This is a genomic window from Lentzea atacamensis, from assembly GCF_003269295.1.
Classification (GTDB): domain Bacteria; phylum Actinomycetota; class Actinomycetes; order Mycobacteriales; family Pseudonocardiaceae; genus Lentzea; species Lentzea atacamensis.
Genome location: NZ_QLTT01000003.1, coordinates 825,334 through 848,133, shown reverse-complemented (window position 1 = coordinate 848,133; position 22,800 = coordinate 825,334). Strand labels below are relative to the sequence as shown.

Below are 22,800 nucleotides of genomic sequence, written 5' to 3'. Positions count from 1 at the left end.
CACGTTCACAGCCTCACACCCAGCACGAACCCTGATTCACTCGATCAAAGGAGATCGAATGACCGCGTACGGGGATTCGCCGCGCGGGGGCGCCGTTCCGCCGGCGGACGTCGCGCCACCCGCGACGTTGCCGCCCTTCCACCTTCAGCCGGGCTCCGCTCACCGCCCATCTGCGCTGACCTGAGCGTTCGACTCACCTGACGGAGGTCAACCATGCTCATGCATCGACGGCGCGCCACACCACTCGCCGCAGGCGTCGTCGCCTTGACCTTGGCCGGCAACGGTCTCGTCGTCTTGGCGGCTTCGGCTGCGGCGACCCGGTACGAAGCGGAAGCCGAGCCGGCCACCTGCACCGGCTCGATCGAGTCCAACCACACCGGCTACTCCGGCAACGGGTTCTGCAACGGTGACAACACAATCGACGCGGCGGCGCAGTTCACCGTGACCGCATCCGCGGCCGGCACGGCGACCATCGCCATCCGGTACGCCAACGGCACAACCGGCAACCGACCTGCCGACGTGCTCGTCAACGGAGCGCTCGCCCACGCGAACACCGCGTTCGACCCGACCGGCGCCTGGACCGCGTGGGCCACGAAGACGTTCGCCGTAGCGGTGCACGCGGGTACGAACACGATCCGGCTGGACCCAGCCACCGCGGCGGGCCTGGCGAACATCGACTACCTCGACCTCGAGACCGGCAGCGCTCCGCCGGTCGAGGGCAAGCAGTTGGAGGATCTCGACCGCGGTCTGGTCAGCGTGCGTTCAGGGTCGGGCAACCTGGTCTCGTGGCGGCTGTTCGGGACCGAACCGGCCTCGACCGGGTTCAACGTGTACCGCGGCACCACGAAGCTCACCTCCTCACCGATCACCAGCTCCACGAACTTCCTGGACTCCGGCGCATCGGCGGACGCCTCGTACACCGTCCGCGCGGTCGTGAACGGGATCGAGCAGGAAGCGTCGAAGCCGTCACTGCGTTTCACCGGCGGCAACTACCTCGACGTGCCGATCTCCCGGCCTGGCAGCAGTTACACGGCCGGTGACGCGAGCGTCGGTGACGTGGACGGCGACGGCCAGTACGAGATCTTCCTCAAGTGGGATCCCGACAACCAGAAGGACAACTCCCAGTCCGGGGTCACCAGCAACGTCTACATCGACGCCTACCGTCTCAACGGACAGCGGCTGTGGCGCATCGACCTCGGCCGAAACATCCGTGCCGGCGCGCACTACACCCAGTTCCAGGTCTACGACTACGACGGCGACGGCCGGGCCGAGCTCGCCGTCAAGACGGGCGACGGCTCGATCTCCGGCACCGGACAGGTGATCGGCAACGGCAACGCGCTGCACCGCAACAGCAACGGCTACATCATCACCGGACCCGAGTACCTGACCGTGTTCAACGGGCTCACCGGCGCCGTCATGTCCACGGTGAACTTCGAGCCCGCGCGCGGCAACATCTGCGACTGGGGCGACTGCACCGGCAACAGGGGCGACCGGTTCCTCGCCGGCACCGCCTACCTCGACGGGCAACGGCCCAGCATCATCATGGGCCGCGGCTACTACGAGAAAAGCACGATCGCGGCCTGGGACTTCCGGGACGGCCGGCTGGCCCTGCGCTGGAGGTTCGACTCGGGCAGCGCGGGCAGGCAGTGGACCGGCCGCGGCACCCACTCACTGTCCATTGCGGACGTGGACAGCAACGGCACCGACGAGATCATCTACGGCGGCATGACCATCAACTCCAACGGCACCGGCCGCTACACCACCAACTTCTACGCCCACGGCGACGCGTTGCACGTGAGCGACTTCGTGCCCAGCCGCCCCGGTCAGGAGATCTGGCAGATCCACGAGCAGAGCTCCGGCGCCGCCGCCACCCTGCGTGATGCGAACACCGGTACCGTGATCATGCAGAAGAACAACACCTGCAACTGCGAAGGCCCGGCTCGCGGGGTGGCCGGAGACATCTACGCGGGCAATCCAGGCGCCGAGTTCTGGGGCAAGGGCACCGGTCTGACGAGCGCGTTCAACGCTTCCGGCGGCAGCGTGGGACGAGCTCCCTCCAGCGCGAACTTCCTCGCTTGGTGGGACGCGGACCCGGTGCGGGAGCTGCTGGACGGCAACCACGTGGACAAGTACGGCACCGGCGGCGACACCAGGCTGCTCACCGGTGCCGGCGCGCATTCGATCAACGGCACCAAGTCCACCCCGTCACTGTCCGGTGACCTCTTCGGTGACTGGCGCGAGGAAGTCATCCTGCCCCGCGACGACAACGCCGCACTGCGCATCTACGCCACCCCGGCCCAGACCGACCGACGCATCCACACCCTGCTGCACGATGCCCAGTACCGCGTCGCTCTCGCCTGGCAGAACACCGCCTACAACCAACCACCACACCCGAGTTTCTTCCTCGGCAACGGTATGAGCACGCCACCGCAGCCGAACATCCACGTCCGCTGAACCCTGGTCCCCGACCACCCCTGCAAGGAGTCATCGTGTCGATGGAACGACGCACCTTCCTGAGGCTGAGCACGGCCGCGGCGGCGACCCTGGGCGGCGCAACCTTGCTCGGTGCCGGCCTGGCCGGTGCCGCTCCGGCCCGCCCCGCGGGGACCGCGCCGACCACTCCGTTCGCCGTCGGTGTCCGCCAGTACAGCTGGACGCGCGGCAGCCGCCGGATCAACACCTACGTCTACTACCCCGCCACCGGCACCCCCGGCGGCAACCCGATGACGAACGCCCCGGCCGCCAACGGCGTCTTCCCCGTCTACAACTTCACCCACGGCCTCGGCAGCAGCCCGCAGAACTCCCTGTTCATCATCCGGGCCCTGGCCGCGGCGGGTTTCGTCGTGCCCGCACCGCACTTCAACCACAACTTCGGCGACGTCAACAACGGCAACACCTCCAAGGACGTCTCACAGGTCCTCACCAACACCCTCGCGCTCAACGCGAGCGGGCCGCTGGCCGGCCGCATCAACACCGGCATCGGTGTCGGCGTCTCGGGCCACTCCCTGGGCGGCATGGTCACCCACGGCCTGCTGACCTCCTGGCCAGACAGCCGGATCATCTCCGCCAACCCGCAGTCCTGCGTCGACATGGGCAACCCGTCCAGTTCCGTCACCGCCAAGGTCCTGTTCGTCCACGGCGATCGCGACTCGACCACGTCCTACTCCTCGGCCCGCCAGGCCTACACCGAGATGAGGTGGCCCAAGGCCTTCCTCACCTTCATCGGCGGCAGCCACACCAGCTTCTGGAGCGACCAGCGCTTCCCCAGGACCGTCGTCGACTGGGCCCGCTGGACCATGTACGGCGACACCGCCGCACGCGACCGCCTCCCCTCCGACGCGGCCGGGTCCAACACCCGCTGGGAAGCCCAGCTCGGCGACACCATGCCGGTCCCCGGCAACTACACCCTGGTGGCCCAGCACAGCGGCAAGGCCGCCGAGATCGACGCGGCCTCCACCGCCGCCGGCGCACGGCTCGTCCAGCGGACCACCACGAGCAGCCCCAGCCAGCAGTTCGAGTTCGTGGACACCGGCGACGGCCACGTCCGCCTCAAGGCCCGGCACAGCGGCCTGTTCCTCCAGCCCACCGGCACCGCGACCGGCGCCGACGTCGTCCAACAGCCCGACGCCGCCGGCACCGGCCAGCAATGGCGCGTTGTCGACCACGGCAACGACGTGGTCAGCCTCGTCAACCGGCAGACCGGCCTGGCCCTCGACGTGTGGGAGGTCTCCACCGCCGACGGCGCCCGCATCTCCCAGTGGACCTACACCGGCAACGCCAACCAGCGCTTCACCCGCCGCCGCGTCTGACCGAGACCTGATGGGGGCACCGCTCGGACGGCGTCCCCATCAGGACGCCGACACCCTTCGCGACCACACTGGACGAGTTCGATGACACAGCCTCTCCACGATCCGGCCCCACCGCGACGTGCGTACAGAGGCCACACCGCACTCGTCCTGGCCGGCGCGCTGATCGTGCAGTGGGCGTGCGATAGCTTGCCCGTCATGACTGAGCTCGGACCCGTCGCCTGGCCACCGGCCCCGATCAGGACCGAGCGGCTCGTGCTCCGCGAGTCCGAGGCCGGGGATCGCGCGGCGCTCATCGACCTGTTCTCCTCGCCGGAGGTTGGCACCTACATCGGTGGTCCTCGACCGCGCGATGAGCTCGAACGCACGGTGCCTGAGGTGCCCGGGCGACGCCCTGGCTTCTTCGTGATCGATCTCGAAGGAACGGTGATTGGCATAATCACGTTCGATCGGCGCGACGCGGAACGTCCGGGACCCGCTTCTCCTGATGCCGGGGAGGCATGGCTCGGTTATCTGCTTTTGCCGGAGGCGTGGGGACGCGGGTACGCCGCCGAGGCGTGCGTAGCAGCGCTCGGCTGGATTGTCGACGCGCTTCCCGGCGCGCCAGTGGCGCTCTGCACCCAGACTGCCAACGACCGCGCGATGCGCCTTGCGGCGAAGCTGGGGTTCACTGAGGTGGAGAGGTTCGAAGCGTACGGCGCCGAGCAGTGGTTCGGTGTGTGGTCCTCGGTCACGCCGTCCGGTTGAGCTCGTGCTCAGCAGCGCGGATTCACGAGGCCACTGTTCGATCCTGGGCCTCGGCGCGCCGCTTGAGCTCATGGAACACGTCGTAGGGCGAGAACACGGAAATGTGTTTGTCACCTGTGCCGCCTACAAGCTCTGCGGCCTGGCCGGGTCGGGTGTTGCCAGCATCCTGTGTCCACCGGGTGGCGCGGCCGAGGCTGATCCCGTCCCAGCAGGTCGCGCGGAGCAAGCGGCTGGCTGAGTCGTGTTGCGGGACAGAGCCACACTCCGTGGTCGGGCGCAGATGCAGTTGCACATCGCCGGTCGGCAAGCAGTTCCAGGACAAGGTTTCCGGGCACCGGAGGCAGGTCGATCGGAGTGCCGGCGAGGAGAAGTTCCAGGCCGTTGTCGGTGACGATCACGTGTTTGGTGGTCAGCTCCGTGATCCGCGCAGGGAGCAGAACGAAGAGTCCGGCCACGCGGTCGGAGATCGCGGTCGTGTGGTCGTTCAAATCATCCGCGACGCTGTGCGCGCCCGAGGCCTGGACCTTGCTCCCCGACACGCGGCAGTTCAACCGATCACCGGCTGGCTCCAGCTGCGCGGTCAGGCCGCTCTGCACGCACTCAATGCGTGCGCGCCACGAAGGACGAAGTCACCGAGGCGAAATCCTGGTCTCAGCAGAAGAACGGCCGTAGCGGGCAATGCAAGGACGCCGACGCCTCACGCCCGCATACCGGCCGCCGTGAGCTCTTTCTGCCGAGTGTTCGCCGAATAGTGGGCGACGGCGATCGCTCCGGCGATCGCCAGGACGAACCCGGCTACCGCGGCGGTCACGTAACCGTCGCGCACGTGATCGCCGAGATAGACGAATCCGACGAACGACGAAAGCGCCGTGTTGGTCGTGAACATGATCGCGCTTACCCCGGTCGGGCCGCCCTTCTGCAACGCCATCGCGAACAGCACCGCCGCGGTGCATCCATGGAGGACGATCGACCAGGCCGCCGGTTCCAGGACGAGCTGCCACGCGGCGTCCGGGAGATGGAGTGTGCGTGCCGAGATGCCGACGACGCTGTACGCGACACCGGAGCCGAATGCCAGTGCCACCGTCGCCCAGACGTGGTTGTGGCGCCGGGCGTAGAGGCCGATCGCCGCCACCGGAATCGCTGCGGCCACCAGGATCCACCGCCATTGTGATGGCAGCGCCTGTGCAGGGCTCGGCTCTGCGGACACGCCCAGCAGGACCAGACCGGTCGCGCCGACAACCAGCGCGCCCCATCCTGGTGCACGCAGGCGGAAGCCCATCAAGGCGCTGATCATGGCGGTCACACCGACGCTGAACGCGAGCATCGACTGGACGAGGAACAACGGCAGCCGATGCAATGCCGCAGAGGCGCAGGCGAATCCCAGCAGGTTCACACCGAGACCGAGGAAGTACAGCCACTGACGCCGCAGAGCGATGAGATCGAGAGACCTTCCGCCGTACGCGCCCGCACGCCGGACACCCACAGACTCCAGGACCGAACCACTGCCTGACGCCAGGGTCGCCAGCACAGCGAGGAGGTAACCCAGAGCCATCCGTCCATTGTGTCAGCCGGTGGCCGTAGTGCTTGCACGTCCCCATTGAGGACGGCTGATCCAGCACCCCGCTGTGGCAGCACTCTCCTGCCTCCAGGGCGCTCACCTGGGCGATCTGGAGACCGGGAAACCGCAACAAAGCTTGGCGGCGAGCGATTGAATCGCACCGAATGGCCCTCCACAGTAGATTCAAGCTGTCCGATAGCGCATGAACACACAAACTGCGCTAGCTTGCCACCTGCGGGGGTTCAAGTCCCCTTCAACCGCCAGCGCTGGCACACTGGCCACGACCAGCCTGACACGCACAGGCCATCGAGCCGCGCACTGTCATTCGCCGAGCTTCAGCAAAAGGCGCTGGTAGAGCAGGTGGGTGCAGTGGCCAACTCCGGCCCCGGACACATGAAATGTGGCAAACACACCACATTGAAAAGGTGTTCAGGGATTCCTGAGCACCCATTCTGCTTTTGACGCACCTTCCGGGCACCCGTACAAGCCCTCAGTAGCGCGCGCGATCAGTCGCGCACGCGAGGAGCAACATCGCTGTGATGACGGCGAGCAAGTGGTCACCGCTGAGCGCGCACAAGCACGCCAGCATGAACCACAGCAACAGCCTCATGTACCAAGGGTAGGAACGGTGTGACCGCCCGCACAGCTCATTTGGGAGAGGCTTGAGGTTTCGAGGGTGGCGCGGCAGGCCGTGCTTTGGGAGTGGCTACCGCCTGCCGCGCCGGCGTTCACGTGATCAACAGGACGTCACTCTTCGAACGCGAAGTCGCCACCGTCATCCTCGAAGCATCGAGCGTAGGCCGACGTCGCGGATCACGCCGAGCCACTCGCCTCGGCTCGATCGTCCCCAGGTACCACCACTTGTGGTCGCGCCTGTTGAGCAGCTTGGAGGCCGCCCGAAGGCGAACGACGAACGGCCGACGTGCTCGACGGTGGCGTCGAGCACGGTGACCTGTTTCAAAGTGTTGCTCGCAGGATCAGCGACGCTGTCGCCTAACGACAAGCGGACTTGACGCAGGCGGCAACGCGGTCGGGGTCGATCTTGTTCCGTTCCAGGAGCCGGCGCACACCGTCGTTCTCCAGCAGGCAGAGCAGGAACGCGCAGCCGTCCAGATCGTGGCCGGGCCGGGGTCGAGGGTCGATCACCAGCGGAGGCGCTTCGTCACCTCGCGCCCAGACGGCGAAGGTCCGGAGTTCCTCGCGGGTGAACGCCGTGCCGCGCAGATCCGCACCGCTCGCACGGACCAGCACGCGATACACCCCAGACTCGGCGGTGGGAATCGAGACAGCGAAGACTCCGGGCTCCTGCCCGGACAGTGGCATGACCGCCTGACCTCCGCTGGGACCGGTCACCACCGCGCTCACGGCCGCGGAGGACAACGGGATCCCGCTGTCGGTCAACGTCGCCGTCAGCTGTGCCGGGGTGCCCGGCAGCCGGGAGCTCTGGCTCAGCGCCACGCCGAGCCGCAGCGCGCTGCGGGCCTGGACGGACAGCGTGAACGGCACGCCGTTGGCCTTGATCGCCGTCACGATCCGCTCGAACAGCTGCCCGCCGCGTTTGCGGTCGGCGAGGCGCTTGCGCAGTTCGGTGATCCAGTTGTCGAGTTGGCGGTCGTCCACGGACAGCACGGCCTGCCACTCCCCCGCCTGGCCTGCCACGCGCAGCACGCGGTAGGCCTCATCGACGACCTCCACCGCGCTCGCGGTGGAGCCGTCCGGTGCGATGAGCTCCACGCGAAGGGCCCGCGCCGTCTCACCGAGCACCAGCACGTCGGCGCGGATATCGGCGGCGGTGAGCAGGAACGGCACGACGACCTTGCCGCCGACCGGTACGAAGCCGTCCGGATCGACCACGATGGCGGCGTTCGTCGCTCCGGCCAGCACCTGGGCGAAGTACTTCTGCAGCAGGAGCTGGTCGTCCGCGCCGGGGTTGCCGGTGAGCAGGAGGTAGCCGCCGGTGCCGTTGGCGATGTCGGACAAGGCGCCGGGGTTGAGCTGGTCGGCGGTACCGAGGCCGATGGCGAAGATGCGGCTGTGCACGGAAGAAGCCGCAGCGGCGATGGTCTTGTCGGCCGTTTCGTGGCCGTCGGTGAACACGACGGTGGCGATGTGGTCGTAGTCCACCGCGATCGGTGCAAGCTGGGCGGCGGCGCTCTCCAGGCCGTCGCCGATGGCGGTGAGCCCGTTCGGGTTGGTCAGCGTTCCGGTGATCGCGGTGGAGGCCGCGAGACGGCCGGCTCCGCCGATCATGGGGCCGGCGTCTGCGACCGGTGCGGCTTCGGCGGCATCGGTGTCGAAACGAACGACGCCGATGGCGTCGTTGTCGTCGAGCAGCGCGACGAACAGCGGCGCGGAGTCGTGCAGCACGTCCATGCGGGTCTTGCCGAGCAGGCCGGAGGTGGCGCTCATGCTGCCAGAGCGGTCCAGAACCAGCGAGGTGGCGACGGTCGGGTTGGCAACTACCGTCGCGGTCACCGGGACCGTGAAGACATCACCGGTCTCGGTGATGGTGACGGTCAGCGTGCCGGAGTCCGACGAACCGGCAGCGCCCGGCGTGTAGAGCACCCAGACCAGCAGCTCGTTGGTTTCGAAGCCCTCGGGGTGCGGCGAGGTGACGGAGGCGGACAGGACGGTGAACGGGGCGGTCACCGAGGCGGTGGCGGTCACCTCGGTGCAGCCGCGCACCCGCAGCCGCAGCGCGCGAGCGGTCGGCAGGTGCTCGATCACGTCGAGGAACCGGATCGGGTCACCGACCGCCGGCGAGACCTGTTCCACGGTCAGCGGGAGGGTGTCGTAACAGGGCGGCCGAACCACCGAAGGGTGGCGGCAGTTCTTGCTCTCGATGCTGGGTGACGCGCCGACCCACGGGTCGATCGGTGAACCGAACTGGACGGTGCCGTTCCACGGCTGCATCGGATCCAGGATGCTGCCCTGCCCTGTGGTGCCGGACTGGTCGCCGTACACCTGGTCGGGATCGAGCCGCCAGTCCTGCCCCGGCTGCGCCTGCCACATCGCGAACAACCGGTCGACGTTGCTGTGCAACAGGAACACGAACGGATCTTCGAAAGCCTGGTGCTGGCCACCGATGTCACCGCCGACGTAGCCGTGCGCACTGCCGTGCCATCCCTCCAGCTCGTTTCGGAACGCTTCCCACTGCTGAGCTCGGGGCAGGGCGTCGGCGCTGCCGATGATCGACGCGTCGGAGCTGATCCCCGGTGCTCCGGCGTCCGCGTTGCGCTGGACGGATTGCGGTGGATCGGCCGGGTTTCCGGTCTGTTCGCGGCTGCCCGCGAGCACGCCGCCGTTGTGCAGCGCCGCCAACGGTCCGTCGACCATTCCGTTCATCGTGCCGAAGAGGGTGCTGGACGAGAGGTCGACGGTGCCGCCTTGGCCGTCGGACGCGGCGCGCGGGTCCTGTGTCCAGTCCCAGTAGTGCAGGGCGACATCGGGGTTCGACTGCTGCAGCAGCGCCTCGAAGCGGTTGCAGAGCTCCCGGTGCCACGGCAGGAAGGAGTTGCCGCCGTGGTTGTGGGTCGACTGGTGAATCTCGTCCTGCTTGTCCCAGTAGGACACTCCTCCGGGGAAGGCGTGCAGGTCGGCCTGCAGCAGGGCATCGATGAACGCCTGCCGCTCGGCTGGCGTGAGGTGGGCAATGTTCCGTCTGACCGGTCCAGCCATCGTGGGCCCCCTTTGTGCGGATAACTCGAAGAGGGCGGATGGCACGCGCAAATACACCACATGCCGCGGTATTTGCACCCCGAATGGGTGTGACCCTGCCGCTGAAAGCGCCAGGGCGTCGGTGATCGCTGCCTACTGGCCGGTGGCCGGCCCCAAGGTGAGGGTCGTTCCGTCGACGAAGCCGATCTCGACCCGCAGCGGTCCCGCAGTGCCAGGCACCGTGTTCAGTCCACGAGGCCCTCCTCCGCACCAGCGTCGAATGTCGTCGGCCGGACCTGCCACATCAATGCGAGTGATACCAATGGGTTCGTGTCGGTGTGCGGCGCTGAGTGCAGGCGGGCCTTCCGGCCAGTGGATGAGGCACGGCAGCCATCGCCGGTCGAAGTTCGCACCGAAGCCCGCGAGCGTGTACGGCGGGAAACCGGGACCTTCAGCCGGCACCTCGAGCACGGACATGTCGTTCGCGGCGGCGAGCTCGCGCAGGCGCCGCTCGTCCTCCATCAACACCAGCCACGCCATCGGGACCAACGGTGCCGATGGGTTCGCGGCGAGAGCCTCCTTGTCGAGGTCGAGCAGCGGCGGGGATGCCGGCGCGGGAGGCTCACCGTTCGGGTAGTGAATCTCCAGCAGGCCCTGCCCCAGCGGTACGACGAGGTTGGACAGTCCGAGGCCCGGAATGACTCGGCCGCGGGCGATACCCAGTCCGGCCTGGCTCAGCACCTCCTCGGCATCGGCCTTCGTCCGGGCGGCGAGCACCACGTGATCGATCTCCATCGATTGCCTCAGCTCTCCGAACGGGACCGGGACCGGGACAGCAACAGCACGACGACTCCGCCGGTGAAGAGCAGCATGCCGGTGCCGACCACCAGGCCGAGTGGTCCGGCACCGGTGCTGGCGAGCCCGGAGGCGGCCGCTCGCGGTGAGGTGGTGATGGTGGGCGGGGTGTGTGTCGTGCCGGTGGTTGTCGCCGTTGTGGGAGTGGGTGATGTGCATTGGCGGCCGGATGCGGACTTCGGGTCCACCGCCCCGACCGCGATCGTGAACACGTCGGTGTCCACGGCGGACCGCCCATCGGCGCGGGTGGCGGCCACCTCAACCGTCAGCTTGTAGATTCCCTCGCGGGTGAACGCCCAGTTGGCGTGGGCGTGGGTCCCGGGAGCCACCGACAGGGTGCCGGGCAACCCGTCGCCGGTGTGGATCAGCACGGTCGGGGGGAGGCCGGTGAGGAACACGGCGACCTGTCCGGGGCCGTCCACCGCGGTGAGCTTGATGGCGATGTCGCCGGACACGTCTTGCGGGCGCAGTGATTCGGTGTTCCAGCCTGCCCAGACGATGCCGGGGATCTGGGTCTGGGGGATGAGCCACACCGGTTGGCCGCTCGTGCCGAGGAACGCGAAAGCGGGGTCCGCGGGGATGGTGTTGCGGGCTTGTGGCACGACGTGGATCACGGTGTCCGCGGGCTCACGCCAGACCGCCTTGTCGGGCCCTGCGGTGCCGTCCTTGACCCTGGTGCGCAGTGCGCCGTCGACCAACGCGGGGGCGATGAGGTCGACGTGTCCGTCGGCGAGCACCGCGCACGGCGTCGGCGTTGTGCTGGTGGACGTGGTCGTCGAACTGGTCGTCGAACTGGTCGTCGATGTCGTGGTGGTCGTTGTGACGGTTGTCGTCGTGGTGGTGGATGTTGTCGTGCTCGATGACGGTGGGTTGCCCTCGCCAGGGATCACCGTGGTGGGGTCGATCGCGCCGACGGCAATGGCGTAAGTGGCCGTGTCCTTGAGGGGCTGGCCCGACGTGGTTGTGGCTTGCAGGGAGAACGTCAGCCGGTAGACGCCCTCGGCGGAGAAGGTCCAGTTGGCGTGGGCGTGGATGCCGAGGTCCAGCTGGTGAGTCTGCGGCAGTGGCAGGGCGGTGTCGAAGATCCTGGGCAGCGGTGCGCCGAAGGAGCCGGTCTGGAAGACGGTGACGTTGCCGGGTGCTTTGGTGCCCGGTGTGGTGCCGCCGACCGCGTCGAGGCTCCATTTCACCGAGCCGGGCGTGATCTCCGTGGCCGGCAGCGACTCGGAGTTCCAGCCGGCCCAGACGAGGTTGGGGTCCTGCACCTCGGGGCTGACCCAGATGTCGCTGCCGGCGGGTCCGAGGAAGGCGTACTCGGGCAGGTCGGGGATCTGCAGCCGGGCTTCCGGCTTGAGGTGCGTGACCACCGTTTCGGGGTCACGCAGCACAGGTGGTTCGACGCTGCCGTCCTTGAACCGCATGGAGAGCTGGCCGTCGACGAGCACGCCGGACATCAGATCGACGTGCCCGTGGTCGACCACCGTGGTCGAGTTCTCGGCCACCGCGGGTGCGAACGACGCGACGGCGAGCCCGGCCAGCACGGTGACGGCGGCCAGCGCGAGGCCGCTGCGGTACGAGCTCACGACGTCTCCTTGGCGGTGCGGCGGCGGGTGAGGACCATGACCGCTGTTCCGGCGACGATCAGCCCTAGTGCCAGCGCGGTGGCAGCAGCCGGAGAGCCCGCGGGCCCAGTCGAGGCGAGGGTGGTGTTCCGCCTGCCATCGCGCGTGGTGTTGTTGTCCGGGGTGGCGGTCGAGGTGGTGTCGCCGACGAGGAAGGTGTAGCTCTCCTTGTCCTGGACCGTGCTGCCGTCCGTCTTGGTGGCCGACACGGCGAAGTCCAGCCTGTAGCGGCCGGGTTTGCCGAACGCCCAGTTGGCGTGTGCGTGCGTGCCGAGTGCGACGGAGTGCGTGTCGGGCAGGCCGTCGGTGCTGTTGAAGATGACCGAGTGCGCGCCGAACGAGCCCGTGGTGAACAGCCCGAAGGGTCCGGGCCCGGCGACGGACGTGAGCGACCACGTGACCGGTCCGGTGATGTCGGCGGGCTTGAGTTCCTCTGTCGACCAGCCGATCCACAGGATGCCGGGCTGTTCCTGTTGCGGCAGCAGGTGGACCTGCCCGCCCGCGGCGCCGAGGAACGACAGCGCGGGCGCGTCCGGCAAGGCCACACGCGCAGCATCGGTGACCTTGAACTCGACATCGATCGGCTCGCGCCAGACCACGGTGCCGACAGCGCTGCCGTCCTTGACGTGGACCCGAAGCCCTCCGTCGATCAGCCGGGGCGCGAGGGCGTCGACGTGGCCGCGTTCGACGGTGACCTTGCCGGTCGCCACGGGAGGCTGTGCCGCGGCAGCGACCGCACGGGCCTCCAACGCGGCGGGAGGCGCTTCGGCCGCCGCAAGTGGTGCGGTGGCAACGTCGGGCAGTTGCATTGGTTGTTGTTGGGCGGCTTGAACTTCCACCTTCTGGTGCCACTGCGCTTGCACCGGTGTGCCGTCGAGCAGGTATGCCTCTACGTCCAGGCGGACGGTGTGCGTTCCCTCGGTGGCGAACACCCATTCCGTGGTCGCGCCGCCCGAAGCGGGCACGGATGTGGGTTCGGTTCCCGCCGCGGCGCCATCCACCCCGGTCGCGCGCATGCGCACCACGTCGCCGAACAGCGTCCCAGGCGGGATCGCCTTGGTGTCCAGCCGAAGGCGGACGGGCTCGCCGGCCAAGACGGACAGCGGCTGTTCCAGAGGCGTCACCTGCAGCGCGCGATCGCGAACAGCCAGCTCAACTGACACCACCTCCGGCTCGGCCACCGCCGCCGGTACGGCCACGAGCAGCAGAGAAAGGGCCACACCGGCCATCGCGCCGGATCGCAGGCGGATCACGACTTCACCTCCACGAGAGCGCCGACCGGATCGTCCGATGTGGACTGCGGTCGGCGTGGGCGCCGCACCAGGCCGTGGCGGGGCGCGAACAGCCAGCACAGGACGAAGATCCCGGTCAGGCTGAGCACGATGAGTCCACCCGCGGCCAGGTCGAAGGCGTAGGACAGGTACAGGCCCAGCACGCTGCCGCCCGCGCCGATGGCCGGGGCGAGCAGCATCATGACGCCGAGCCGGTCGGTGAGCAGTCGCGCCGCGGCGGCGGGAGTGACCAGCAGCGCGAGCACCAGCACGTTGCCCACCGCCTGCAGGGAGATCACGATCGCCAGCGTCACCATCACGTAGAGCGCGAGGTCGAGCCAGAACACCGGCAGGCCGACGGCACGTGCCTGTTCGCGGTCCAGGGTCGCGGCGACCAGCCTGCCGTTGAGCAAGCCGGTGGTCAGCAGGAGGATCGCGCCGATCACCGCGACCGACACCACGTCCCCGTCGCTGATGCCGAGGATGGAACCGAAGAGGAACGACTCCAGCGAGCCGCCGTAGCCCGGAGCGGCGCTGAGGATGACGATGCCGAGGCCGAACGCCGCGGCGAAGAAGATCCCGATGACGGAGTCCTCCTTGAGCCTGCGGTTCTGCGCGACCACGGCGATCAGCAGCGCGGTGACCACACCGGCGACCGCTCCGCCGATCACGAGATTCGTACCGAGCACGAAGGCCGTGGCGATGCCGGGGAACACCGCGTGGGCCACCGCGTCGCCGATGAACGCCATGCCGCGCAGCACGACATGTGTCCCGACGACCCCGCACACCAGGCCCGACAGCAGCGCGACGAGCAGTGCTCGCCGCCAGAAGTCGTACTCCCACGGCCCGGCCAGCAGGTCGACGACCGCGTTCATGAACTCACTCCCAGGGATCGCAGCAGCTGCTCGGCGCGGTCGAGGCCGAAGGTGCGCAGCCAGATGTCGGTGTCGGCCAGCGCCGCCGGTTCACCGTCGGCCACGACCGTGCGGTTGAGCAGGCACAGCCGCGAACACAACGTGGTCGCGGCGGCGAGGTCGTGCGTGGTCATCAGCACGGCGACGCCCTCGTCGCGCAGCTCGCTGAGCAGACCGCTGAGCAGTTCCTGCGTTGGTGCGTCGATGCCGGTGAACGGCTCGTCCAACAACAGCAGCCGTGGCCGCAGCGCGAGCGCTCGGGCGACGAGGACGCGTTGCCGCTGCCCGCCGGACAACTCGCCCACCGGTCGCGTGCGCAGCTCGTCCATGCCCACGCGGGCGATCGCGGCGTCGACGGCAGCGCGGTCCTGTTCGGTGCGCTTGCGGAGCAGACCTGTCAGGTGCGTGCGGCCGGTGGCCACGGCTTTGGCGACCGAGATCGGGAAGTCCCAGGCGAACTCGTGGCGTTGCGGCACATAGCCGACAGTGCCTTGCGCCTGCCTCGCCGCGCGGCCGTGAACGCTCACCGTGCCGAGCCGCGACGGGATCAAGCCCAATGCCGTGCGCAGCAACGTGGTCTTGCCCGCTCCGTTGGGACCGATCAGGCCCACGAGCTCACCCGGCCGGAGCTGGAGGTCCACTTCGGACAGCACCTCGCGGCCGCCCAGGTCGACGGTGAGGCCGCGGATGTCGAGGACCGGCTCGTTCATCGCTCTCCCCTGCGTCGGCGCAGCACGACCACAACGACGGTGACCACCAGCACCAAGCCGCCCAGCCCGGCCCACTGCCACGGGAATCCAGCGGGCTGTGCCTTCGGCTGCTCGGGCTGGGCCGCTGGAACGTCGAACGCGGCACGGGGATCGGTGTTGCCGACGTGGATGCGCAGCGCCTGCCGATCGGTGAGCTCCCGGCGGTCCTTGGTGCGGGTGCTCATCTCGATGTCGAGCAGGTACGTGCCGGGCGCGCCGAACACCCAGTTGCCGTGCACGTGCGTGCCGACCTCGACACCGGTCTCCTGTGGTGCGGGCGTGGTGCTGGTGAAGATCTGCTGGGGAGCGCCGAAGTTGCCGGTGAGGAAGAGCGCGAACCGGCCTGGACCGCGCACACCGTGCAGCCGCCACGTGACCTCGCGATCGACGGCCTTCGCCACCTCAGGGTCCTGGGTGTTCCAGCCAGGCCACACAACGCCGTTCTGCTCCACCTGCGGGAGCACCCACACGGCGCTGCCGCGGTCGCCGAGGAAGGCGTAAGCCTGGTCGTCCGGCACGGTGGTCCTGGCGGCGTCGGGTACGTGCAGCACGACGTCGGAAAGATCCCGCCACTGCGGTGCGCCACCGGTGTCGTCGCGCAGTTGTACGGTCCACCGTCCGTCGACGAATCGTGGTCCGAGGTCGACGTGACCGTGCTCGATCACGACCCGTTCGGCTGCTTGCGCGACGGCGGCAGGCTGCGTGATCAGCAGCAGCGCGAGCACGGGTACCAGCATCAGACGAGACAACGATGCACCTCATCGGCGTTGTGCCGCATCATGTCCACATAGGACTGGACTCGGTCGTCGAAGGAATCGCCGTACAGCACGCAGACATCGACCGACTGGTCCTTGGCGACCTGGTTGAGCACCGAGGCGCGTTGCGCGAGGTTCGGCTCCATGAACACCGCGGGGACTTTGAGGTTGCGCACCGTCTCGCTGAGCTTGCGCACATCCTCGACGCTGGGTTCCTGAGCGGGGTTGGGCACCACGAACCCCGCGACGGTCATCTCGTACGCGGCGGCGAAGTAACCGAAGCCGTCGTGCGTTGTGATCAGCTGACGACGCTCGCGCGGGATGCGGGCGACCGTCTCTCGCACGTGCGCGTCCAGCTCGTCGAGCCGGTCGAGGTAGGCACGCGCGTTGCGGTCGTAGATCTCGGCGCCGGACGGGTCCGCGCCGCGGATCGTGTCCCGGATCAACTCGACGTAGGCGCGGGCGTTGCGCACGTTCTGCCACAGGTGCGGGTCGATCTCGCCGTGGACGTGCTTGCCGAGCACCGCCTGCGGGAGCTGGTGCACCGTGCCGCCCGCCTGTCCCAGGAAGGAGAAGCGCGGATCGTCCGGGACGGTGACGATGGCCTTGTTGGGCACTTCGATCACCGCGTCGGCCGCGGCGACGACGTTCTGCTTCCCGCCACCCGGTATGTCGTTGAGCGTGTACAGCTCACCGGAGTCCAGGTCGATCGTGAGGTCGGTGTGGCCGTCTGCGAGCACGGTCTTCGCGACACCGGCGGGATTGACACCGACGGCGAAGGTGAACGTGCTCGTACCCAGCGGCGTCGGCGCGACCCCCTCACCGCGGATGAGGGATGCCGCCAGCGTCAGCTTGTACACGCCCGGTTTGGTGAACGCCCAGTTGATGTGGGTGTGAGCGGCCGGCGGCAAGGTCGTGGCATCGGTGTCGGACAAACCGTCCTGTGAGTTGAAGTACACGACCGGCTTGCCGAGCGTCTCGGTGAGGTAGGCGACCAGCGCGCCAGGTCCTTCCACCGCAGTCGCCGTCAGCCGGATGTCGGACGTGCGCGTGGCGCCCTTCTCCTTGCCGTCACCCCGCACCCGCAGACCCAGCCACAGCACGTCCAGGCCGATGTTCTCCACCAACGGGATCACGTGCGCCCCGTAGGTCTCCGACGCCTCGGCCAGCGACGCGTTCGGCGTACCGGGACGGATGTTGGCGTCGATGGCCTTGATCAGGCGCTGCTCCTCGAGCAGCAGGTGATTGGTGAAGGTGACATCAGCCTTGGCGACCTTCTTGGCGTCAGCCGGAACAGGCTCGTAGGAGTGCGGGTCGCCGCCGGGCGGCACCAGCGAGTCCACCCGGACCCGCTCACCCCCGACGTTGCGCACGAGATCCGCCAGGATCTCCGTGGTCGTCACGACCGCTACACCATCCGACGCGCCGCCATCCGCGGCGCCGCAGCCGGCCAGCAGGACGACGAGCACCGCCCCGATCGCGCGCGAGAACGCACGCACCTGCATGGGATCCCCCTTCAGACACCCGCCGACCGGCGAGGCACAGCGACCCTAACCGGAACGACAATCATTTCCAACAACCGAACGGAGCAGCGCCCCGGCGGCCGTTCAGTCGCTATTGAACATGATTGTCATGTGCGACGCTCATCGCGGCCCGCTCGGGCCTTCAGTCCTCACGAAACGGAGCACCACACCGTGCGCACCAGAGCACGTCTCGCCCTCCTGCCGCTGGCAGCGGCAATGCTGATCGGCGGCGCGGGCCCCGCCACCGCGGCCACCACCATCACGCTCGACAGCGGGCACGTGGACGTCATCGGCATCGCCTTTGAGGACAACCAGTTCCACGTCCACGTCCACGACGAGGGCACCGACACCGAATACGAGCCGTCGCAGGTACGGTTCGCGGTGAAGCCCGCGGCACGTACCGAGGTGCCCAACGACCCGGCGTACGCGTTCCTCGGCGCCCCCGGCAAGCCGGTCTGGGTTCTTCCCCAGGTGGAGGACCCGCAGCTGCTGTGGCCGGGCATCGCCAGCGAGGAAGTGCAATCGGGCGTCTTCGCCAACGACTCGCTGACCGTCAAGATCGAGTGCGTCTCCGGTCCGGCGGACTTCAGCATCTTCACCACCGACCCGGTCGGCGCTCCCACCGTGCTCGTCGACAGCGGCAACGGCCTGCCCGACTCGGTCACCCTGCCCGCCGCGAGCCACCTGCACGCCAACTGGGCGTTCGAAGCCGCCGGCAACTACGCCATCACCGTCCGGGTCAGCGGCACCCTCGCCGCCACCGGCAAGAAGGTCACCTCAGCACCCGCCACCTACCGGTTCAAGGTGATCGCATGAGATTCCGCCCCCTCGCCGCCGCGGCGCTCGCCACCGGCCTGACCCTATTCGCCACCGGCACCGCCCAGGCTGCCGTGACCATCTCCCAGGGCCACGTCGACGCCCTCGACATCGACTGGACCGGCAGCGCGCTGACGCTGGACATCCGCGACCACACCGTGTCGCCGGCCGTCGACCGCGACCCCTCCACCGTGACGCTGGAGGCGGTGTCCGCGAGCAAGACGACCGTGCCGGCAAGCTCCGCCTACTCGTTCCTCGGCTCCCCCGGCTCGCCGGTCTGGATCCTGCCGCAGAGCCAGGCCAGCGGAATCCTGTGGCCCGGCTTCAGCACCGAGGGCGTGCCCACCGGAGTCCTGCAGGGCAACAGCGTGACGGCCAAGCTGATCTCCGTCACCGGCCCCGCCGACTTCAGCACCTACACCACCAACGCCTTCGGCACCCCCACCGTGTGGTTCGACAGCGGTAACGGCCTGCCCGACAGCCGCGCCGTCGCCGTCAACACCCACTCCCACGCGAACTGGGCGTTCGAAGCGGCCGGCACCTACACGCTGGTCTTCGAGGTGACCGCGACCACGAGCGCCGGCACGGCCGTCTCAACAGGACAGAAGTCCTACACCCTCACCGTCCAACCCTGACCACACGCCGTGGCGCCGCCTACTGCTCGGTGGCGCCACGGTTTCACCGGTCGCCTGCCACGGAGTTCCCCGGATGGACCAGGACCTGCCGCGCGGCCGCACGCGGCTCGTGCTGGCCTTTCTCGCACGCGAAAGCGCGTTCATCACGGCGCACGACCTGCATCAGCGGATCACCCGCCTCGAGCACCCGATCGGGATCTCCACCGTGTACCGAGCACTCAGGAACCTCCGGAACCGAGACCTCGTCGACGTCATGGTGGACGAGCACGGCCAGCGGTGGTACCGCCACTGCTCCAGCCGACCTCACCACCACCTCGTCTGCTCGGCCTGCCACTCAACGGTCGAGGTCCCGGCGCACTCGTCGCCCCTACCGGCCTGGACACCCGAGAAGGCACTGGGCTTCACCGACGTGCTCGTCCGCGTCACCGTCACGGGAACCTGTGCCGAATGCGCGCAACCCCGCTCCCGCTGCGGCTGACGGCCAGCCAGTACCGGCGACGTCATGCGTGACGTCGAGGCCGATGTGTTCGATGTGGTGCACGGCTTCGTCGAGCAGACTGCGGACTGCTCCATCTCCACGGCCTCCGCGAGCTCGCCGACCGAGGTCGCACTCACGAGGCGTTGGTGGTATCGGCGTCCGAGGTCCACGCTGAACTCACTAGCGCCTGACTCCACGGAGGTCACATGGCCAGGAGATCGACCGGCCCACCGCCGGACGAGATGCCTGCGGGTGTTCCGGTGTTCGTCCAGGCGCTCCGGGACATCAGCCAGGCGAAGAGGCCGCTTTCGGCCAAGGAACGGCGCGACCTGCACGACGCGGGCGCCGACGCCGCGGAACGCGGTGTGCCACTCCGCGAGCTGATCAAAGAGCATCTCGGGGTGATGGGGCGAACCTGGGCGACTTTGCCCGGTGTGGACGCCGCTGCGAACACCGACGCCCTGAAACGAATCGCTGAAGCCGTGTTCCAGGCGGCCGAGGACGCAGTCGGCGAACTGACCAAGGGATACGAGGAAAACCAGCGCTGGACCATCCGCAGGGCCGAATCGCTGCGTCGCGAGTTCATCGACGACCTGCTCACCGGACGCGACCTCGGCCAGCTCGCGGAACGCGCCGAACGGTACGGGTTGCAGCTCGCCGGCACGAACGTCGTCGCGGCGGCGTCGGCGTCCCGGCCGTTCCTCGAATCGGGTGCGGCCACGACGAGCGTCCAGGCCGCGATGAGCCTGCGGTTCAGCTCCCGTCACGTCCTCGTGGCCGCGCGTGAAGGCCTCCTGGTGTGTGTCGTCCCGCACGACCTCGGCGGCGCACCCGAGGAGTTCGCGCGTCAGGTCGGCGAGGTCGTGGGACGCAACACCGTCTGGCGGGTCGGCCTGGGCCAGCCTCAGTCCGGCCCCGGTGGCGCGGTCCGTTCCTTCGAGCAGGCGCGCAACGCCCTCGACATGGCAGAACGCCTCAATCTGGACGAACGACTCGTCAAAGCGGCGGATCTCCTGGTCTACCAAGTACTTCTGCGTGACAGCGCGGCACTCGGCGAACTCGTCACCGCCGTGCTGGAGCCGTTGCGCGGAGCACGTGGAGGAGCTCAGCGCCTGGTGGACACGCTGGATTCATACTTCGCTTCCGGTCGAGTCACGACCACTACCGCACAGGCCCTCGGCATCGGCGTGCGCACAGTCACCTACCGCCTCGACCGCGTCCGAGAGCTGACCGGCTATCGCGCCGACGATCCGGCCCAGGCGTTCACGCTCCAGGTAGCGGTGCTCGGCGCGCGCTTGCTCGGGTGGCCACGTGCTGGACCCTGGGCGTGATTGCCGGGCACCGGCAGACAACGGCAGTCCAACCGGCCGGGCGGACGCCTGTCGGCCGGACGGAATCAGGCCGACGATGGTGAGGAGACGTCGAGTGTTCGAGGCGTACCTCCACGTAGGGAGGGTCGCACGGTGGATCCCTGGCTCATCTGGCTGATCATCGCGTTGGTGCTGGCCATCGCCGAGATCTTCACACTCACCGCGGCACTGGGCATGCTCGCGGTCGCGGCAGTGGTGACAGCGGGGACGGCGGCGATCGGTCTGCCGGTCCCAGGCCAGCTCGTCGTGTTCAGCGTTGTGTCCGCCGCCGGTGTTGTGCTCGCCAGGCCGTGGGCGCGGCGAATGATGCTGCAGCCGCGGCTTGAGCGGTTCGGCGTCGAGGCCTTGGTCGGGGCGTCCGGCTACGTGCTGCGCGAGGTGAACGACCACGACGGTCTGGTGCGCATCCGCGGTGAGGACTGGACGGCTCGTCCGTACGACGAGTCCCTCGTGATCCCTGCCGGGCGCACGGTCGACGTATTGCACATCGACGGCAGCACTGCCGTCGTCTATCCACGGGAGTGAGCCATGTCCACACTGCTTCTCGCCGGACTCGTGCTCGCGATCTTCGCGGCGTTCACCGTCCTGCGCGCCGTACGCATCGTGCCGCAAGCCCGCGCCCGCAACGTCGAACGTCTGGGCCGGTACCAACGCACCCTCACACCCGGTCTCAACTTCGTCATCCCCTACGTCGACCGCGTCTACCCGGCGATCGACCTGCGTGAGCAGGTCGTCTCGTTCCAGCCGCAGCCGGTGATCACCGAGGACAACCTGGTCGTGCAGATCGACACGGTGCTGTACTTCCAGGTCACCGATCCTCGCTCCGCCGCCTACGAGATCGCCAGCTTCCTGCAGGCGGTCGAGCAGCTCACGGTCACCACCCTGCGCAACGTCGTGGGATCGATGGATCTCGAGAAGACCCTCACCTCGCGCGACACGATCAACAACCAGTTGCGCGGAGTGCTCGACGACGCGACCGGCAAGTGGGGTCTGCGGGTCAACCGGGTCGAGATCAAGGCCATCGACCCGCCACAGAGCATCAAGGAGGCGATGGAGAAGCAGATGCGGGCCGAACGTGACAAGCGGGCCGCGATCCTGACCGCAGAAGGGCAGCGTCAGTCGCAGATCCTCACGGCTGAGGGTGACAAGCAGGCTGCTGTGTTGCGCGCCGAAGGGCACCGGGCCGCCACCATCCTAGAGGCGGAGGGCCAGTCCCGCGCGATCGACCAGGTCTTCCAGGCCGTGCATCGCAACGATCCGGACCCCAAGCTGCTCGCCTACCAGTACCTGCAGATGCTGCCCCAGCTCGCGCAGGGTCCCGGCAACACGTTCTGGGTGATTCCGAGCGAGGTCACCACCGCGCTGCACGACGTCTCAAAAGCGTTCTCCGAAGCGCTGCCGCGATCGGCCGCCGCCGAGCCCGACAACTCAGTCGAGGCCGCCACCGCACAGGCCGAGAAGGACGTCGCCCAAGCGAGCGAGGCAGCCGCTCTGGCGGTCGCGGACGCGGCAGACGCCGCCGAACCGGTGGCCGCGCGGTCTGCACTGCAATCGGAGCTGGCAGGTCGCTGAGCGGACGCGGATAGTTCGGTGTGGCGAGTTCGGGAGGTGCTGACAGTGGGGTTGCCGGAGGACGAGCAGCGCGAGCTGGACGGCATCGAGCATCGCCTCGCCGAGGACGACCCCACCTTCGCGGCCAAACTCGCCACAACGCCGCCGCTGTATCGCCGACTGCCGCCACGCGTGCTGAGGTTGATCAGCCTTCTGCTGATCTACGTGGTCGGGTTGGTGGTGGTCATCACGGGCGTGTCGCTGTCGTCGAACGTGCTGATCGCGCTCGGTTGGGCCGTGGCCGCGTTCGGCCCGGTGGCCATCGTCGTCCAGGCTTGGCGAACCCGCGGAAGCGACGAGTCATCAGGCTGATCCGCGCTTCGGACAAGATCACATCAACCGTCCTCGGTGTCTGATCGTCAGGTACGGTCGGATCGTTGCCGTGACGAGCGGCATGGTGTGCCGGGAAGTCTGGTCGGCGATGCGGCCGACG

At 68.4% G+C, this 22,800-nt stretch carries 19 protein-coding genes; 10 read left to right on the top strand and 9 right to left on the bottom strand.

What is annotated here, in order from left to right; all coding sequences use genetic code 11:
- The first annotated feature begins 213 nt into the window (after window positions 1-213).
- From C8D87_RS18300 to C8D87_RS18290, 3 genes are all read left to right on the top strand, one after another.
- Entirely contained in the window at window positions 214-2,454 is a 2,241-nt protein-coding gene (locus C8D87_RS18300; RefSeq protein WP_215732366.1) for a rhamnogalacturonan lyase family protein, read from the top strand.
- A gap of 41 nt (window positions 2,455-2,495) precedes the next feature.
- The gene (locus C8D87_RS18295) at window positions 2,496-3,809 is read left to right on the top strand and encodes an RICIN domain-containing protein (protein WP_215732365.1); all 1,314 of its coding nucleotides are present in this window, start codon (window positions 2,496-2,498) and stop codon (window positions 3,807-3,809) included.
- Window positions 3,810-4,061: 252 nt separating this feature from the next.
- Window positions 4,062-4,553, top strand: coding sequence for a GNAT family N-acetyltransferase (locus C8D87_RS18290; protein WP_233442162.1), 492 nt, complete (start codon window positions 4,062-4,064; stop codon window positions 4,551-4,553).
- A 697-nt stretch (window positions 4,554-5,250) separates the two neighbouring features.
- Here C8D87_RS18290 and C8D87_RS18285 read toward each other — a convergent pair.
- The 9 genes from C8D87_RS18285 to C8D87_RS18245 all read right to left on the bottom strand — a co-directional run bounded on the left by C8D87_RS18285 (window position 5,251) and on the right by C8D87_RS18245 (window position 17,439).
- Complete coding sequence (locus C8D87_RS18285) at window positions 5,251-6,105, bottom strand: hypothetical protein (protein ID WP_112227580.1); 855 nt, start codon at window positions 6,103-6,105, stop codon at window positions 5,251-5,253.
- A 999-nt stretch (window positions 6,106-7,104) separates the two neighbouring features.
- Window positions 7,105-9,789, bottom strand: a complete 2,685-nt coding sequence (locus C8D87_RS18280) for a tyrosinase family protein (protein WP_112227579.1) — start codon at window positions 9,787-9,789, stop codon at window positions 7,105-7,107.
- A 132-nt stretch (window positions 9,790-9,921) separates the two neighbouring features.
- Complete coding sequence (locus tag C8D87_RS18275; protein ID WP_170166476.1) at window positions 9,922-10,563, bottom strand: VOC family protein; 642 nt, start codon at window positions 10,561-10,563, stop codon at window positions 9,922-9,924.
- Window positions 10,564-10,571: 8 nt separating this feature from the next.
- Window positions 10,572-12,206: a choice-of-anchor M domain-containing protein gene (locus C8D87_RS18270; protein WP_112227577.1), complete on the bottom strand. Its 1,635-nt coding sequence runs from the start codon at window positions 12,204-12,206 to the stop codon at window positions 10,572-10,574.
- Window positions 12,203-13,498: a choice-of-anchor M domain-containing protein gene (locus tag C8D87_RS18265; protein ID WP_112227576.1), complete on the bottom strand. Its 1,296-nt coding sequence runs from the start codon at window positions 13,496-13,498 to the stop codon at window positions 12,203-12,205. The genes C8D87_RS18270 and C8D87_RS18265 overlap by 4 nt, the downstream gene beginning before the upstream one ends.
- Entirely contained in the window at window positions 13,495-14,391 is an 897-nt protein-coding gene (locus C8D87_RS18260; protein ID WP_112227575.1) for an anchored repeat-type ABC transporter permease subunit, read from the bottom strand. Before C8D87_RS18260 ends, C8D87_RS18265 begins: the two co-directional genes overlap by 4 nt.
- Window positions 14,388-15,140: an anchored repeat-type ABC transporter ATP-binding subunit gene (locus C8D87_RS18255; RefSeq protein WP_112227574.1), complete on the bottom strand. Its 753-nt coding sequence runs from the start codon at window positions 15,138-15,140 to the stop codon at window positions 14,388-14,390. The genes C8D87_RS18260 and C8D87_RS18255 overlap by 4 nt, the downstream gene beginning before the upstream one ends.
- Entirely contained in the window at window positions 15,137-15,928 is a 792-nt protein-coding gene (locus C8D87_RS18250) for a TIGR03773 family transporter-associated surface protein (RefSeq protein ID WP_215732364.1), read from the bottom strand. Before C8D87_RS18250 ends, C8D87_RS18255 begins: the two co-directional genes overlap by 4 nt.
- A complete protein-coding gene (locus tag C8D87_RS18245) occupies window positions 15,916-17,439 on the bottom strand; it encodes an anchored repeat ABC transporter, substrate-binding protein (protein WP_112227572.1) in 1,524 nt (507 codons plus the stop codon). The genes C8D87_RS18250 and C8D87_RS18245 overlap by 13 nt, the downstream gene beginning before the upstream one ends.
- A gap of 189 nt (window positions 17,440-17,628) precedes the next feature.
- On the opposite strand from C8D87_RS18245, the gene C8D87_RS18240 reads away from it, so the two are divergent.
- The 7 genes from C8D87_RS18240 to C8D87_RS18210 all read left to right on the top strand — a co-directional run bounded on the left by C8D87_RS18240 (window position 17,629) and on the right by C8D87_RS18210 (window position 22,679).
- Window positions 17,629-18,273 carry a choice-of-anchor M domain-containing protein gene (locus tag C8D87_RS18240; RefSeq protein ID WP_211337544.1) on the top strand — a complete coding sequence of 215 codons (645 nt, stop codon included), beginning with the start codon at window positions 17,629-17,631 and terminating at the stop codon, window positions 18,271-18,273.
- Complete coding sequence (locus C8D87_RS18235; RefSeq protein WP_112227571.1) at window positions 18,270-18,908, top strand: choice-of-anchor M domain-containing protein; 639 nt, start codon at window positions 18,270-18,272, stop codon at window positions 18,906-18,908. Before C8D87_RS18240 ends, C8D87_RS18235 begins: the two co-directional genes overlap by 4 nt.
- Before the next feature lie 73 nt (window positions 18,909-18,981).
- A complete protein-coding gene (locus tag C8D87_RS18230; protein WP_112227570.1) occupies window positions 18,982-19,386 on the top strand; it encodes a Fur family transcriptional regulator in 405 nt (134 codons plus the stop codon).
- A gap of 206 nt (window positions 19,387-19,592) precedes the next feature.
- Window positions 19,593-20,717, top strand: a complete 1,125-nt coding sequence (locus C8D87_RS18225) for a PucR family transcriptional regulator (RefSeq protein ID WP_112227569.1) — start codon at window positions 19,593-19,595, stop codon at window positions 20,715-20,717.
- A gap of 132 nt (window positions 20,718-20,849) precedes the next feature.
- On the top strand, window positions 20,850-21,281 hold the full coding sequence (locus C8D87_RS18220; protein WP_109639427.1) for an NfeD family protein: 432 nt from the start codon (window positions 20,850-20,852) through the stop codon (window positions 21,279-21,281).
- 3 nt (window positions 21,282-21,284) lie between these two features.
- Window positions 21,285-22,328 (top strand): SPFH domain-containing protein, encoded by a 1,044-nt coding sequence (locus tag C8D87_RS18215; protein WP_112227568.1) that lies wholly within the window; start codon window positions 21,285-21,287, stop codon window positions 22,326-22,328.
- A 51-nt stretch (window positions 22,329-22,379) separates the two neighbouring features.
- Window positions 22,380-22,679, top strand: coding sequence for a DUF3040 domain-containing protein (locus C8D87_RS18210; RefSeq protein ID WP_170166475.1), 300 nt, complete (start codon window positions 22,380-22,382; stop codon window positions 22,677-22,679).
- The last annotated feature ends 121 nt before the right edge of the window (window positions 22,680-22,800 follow it).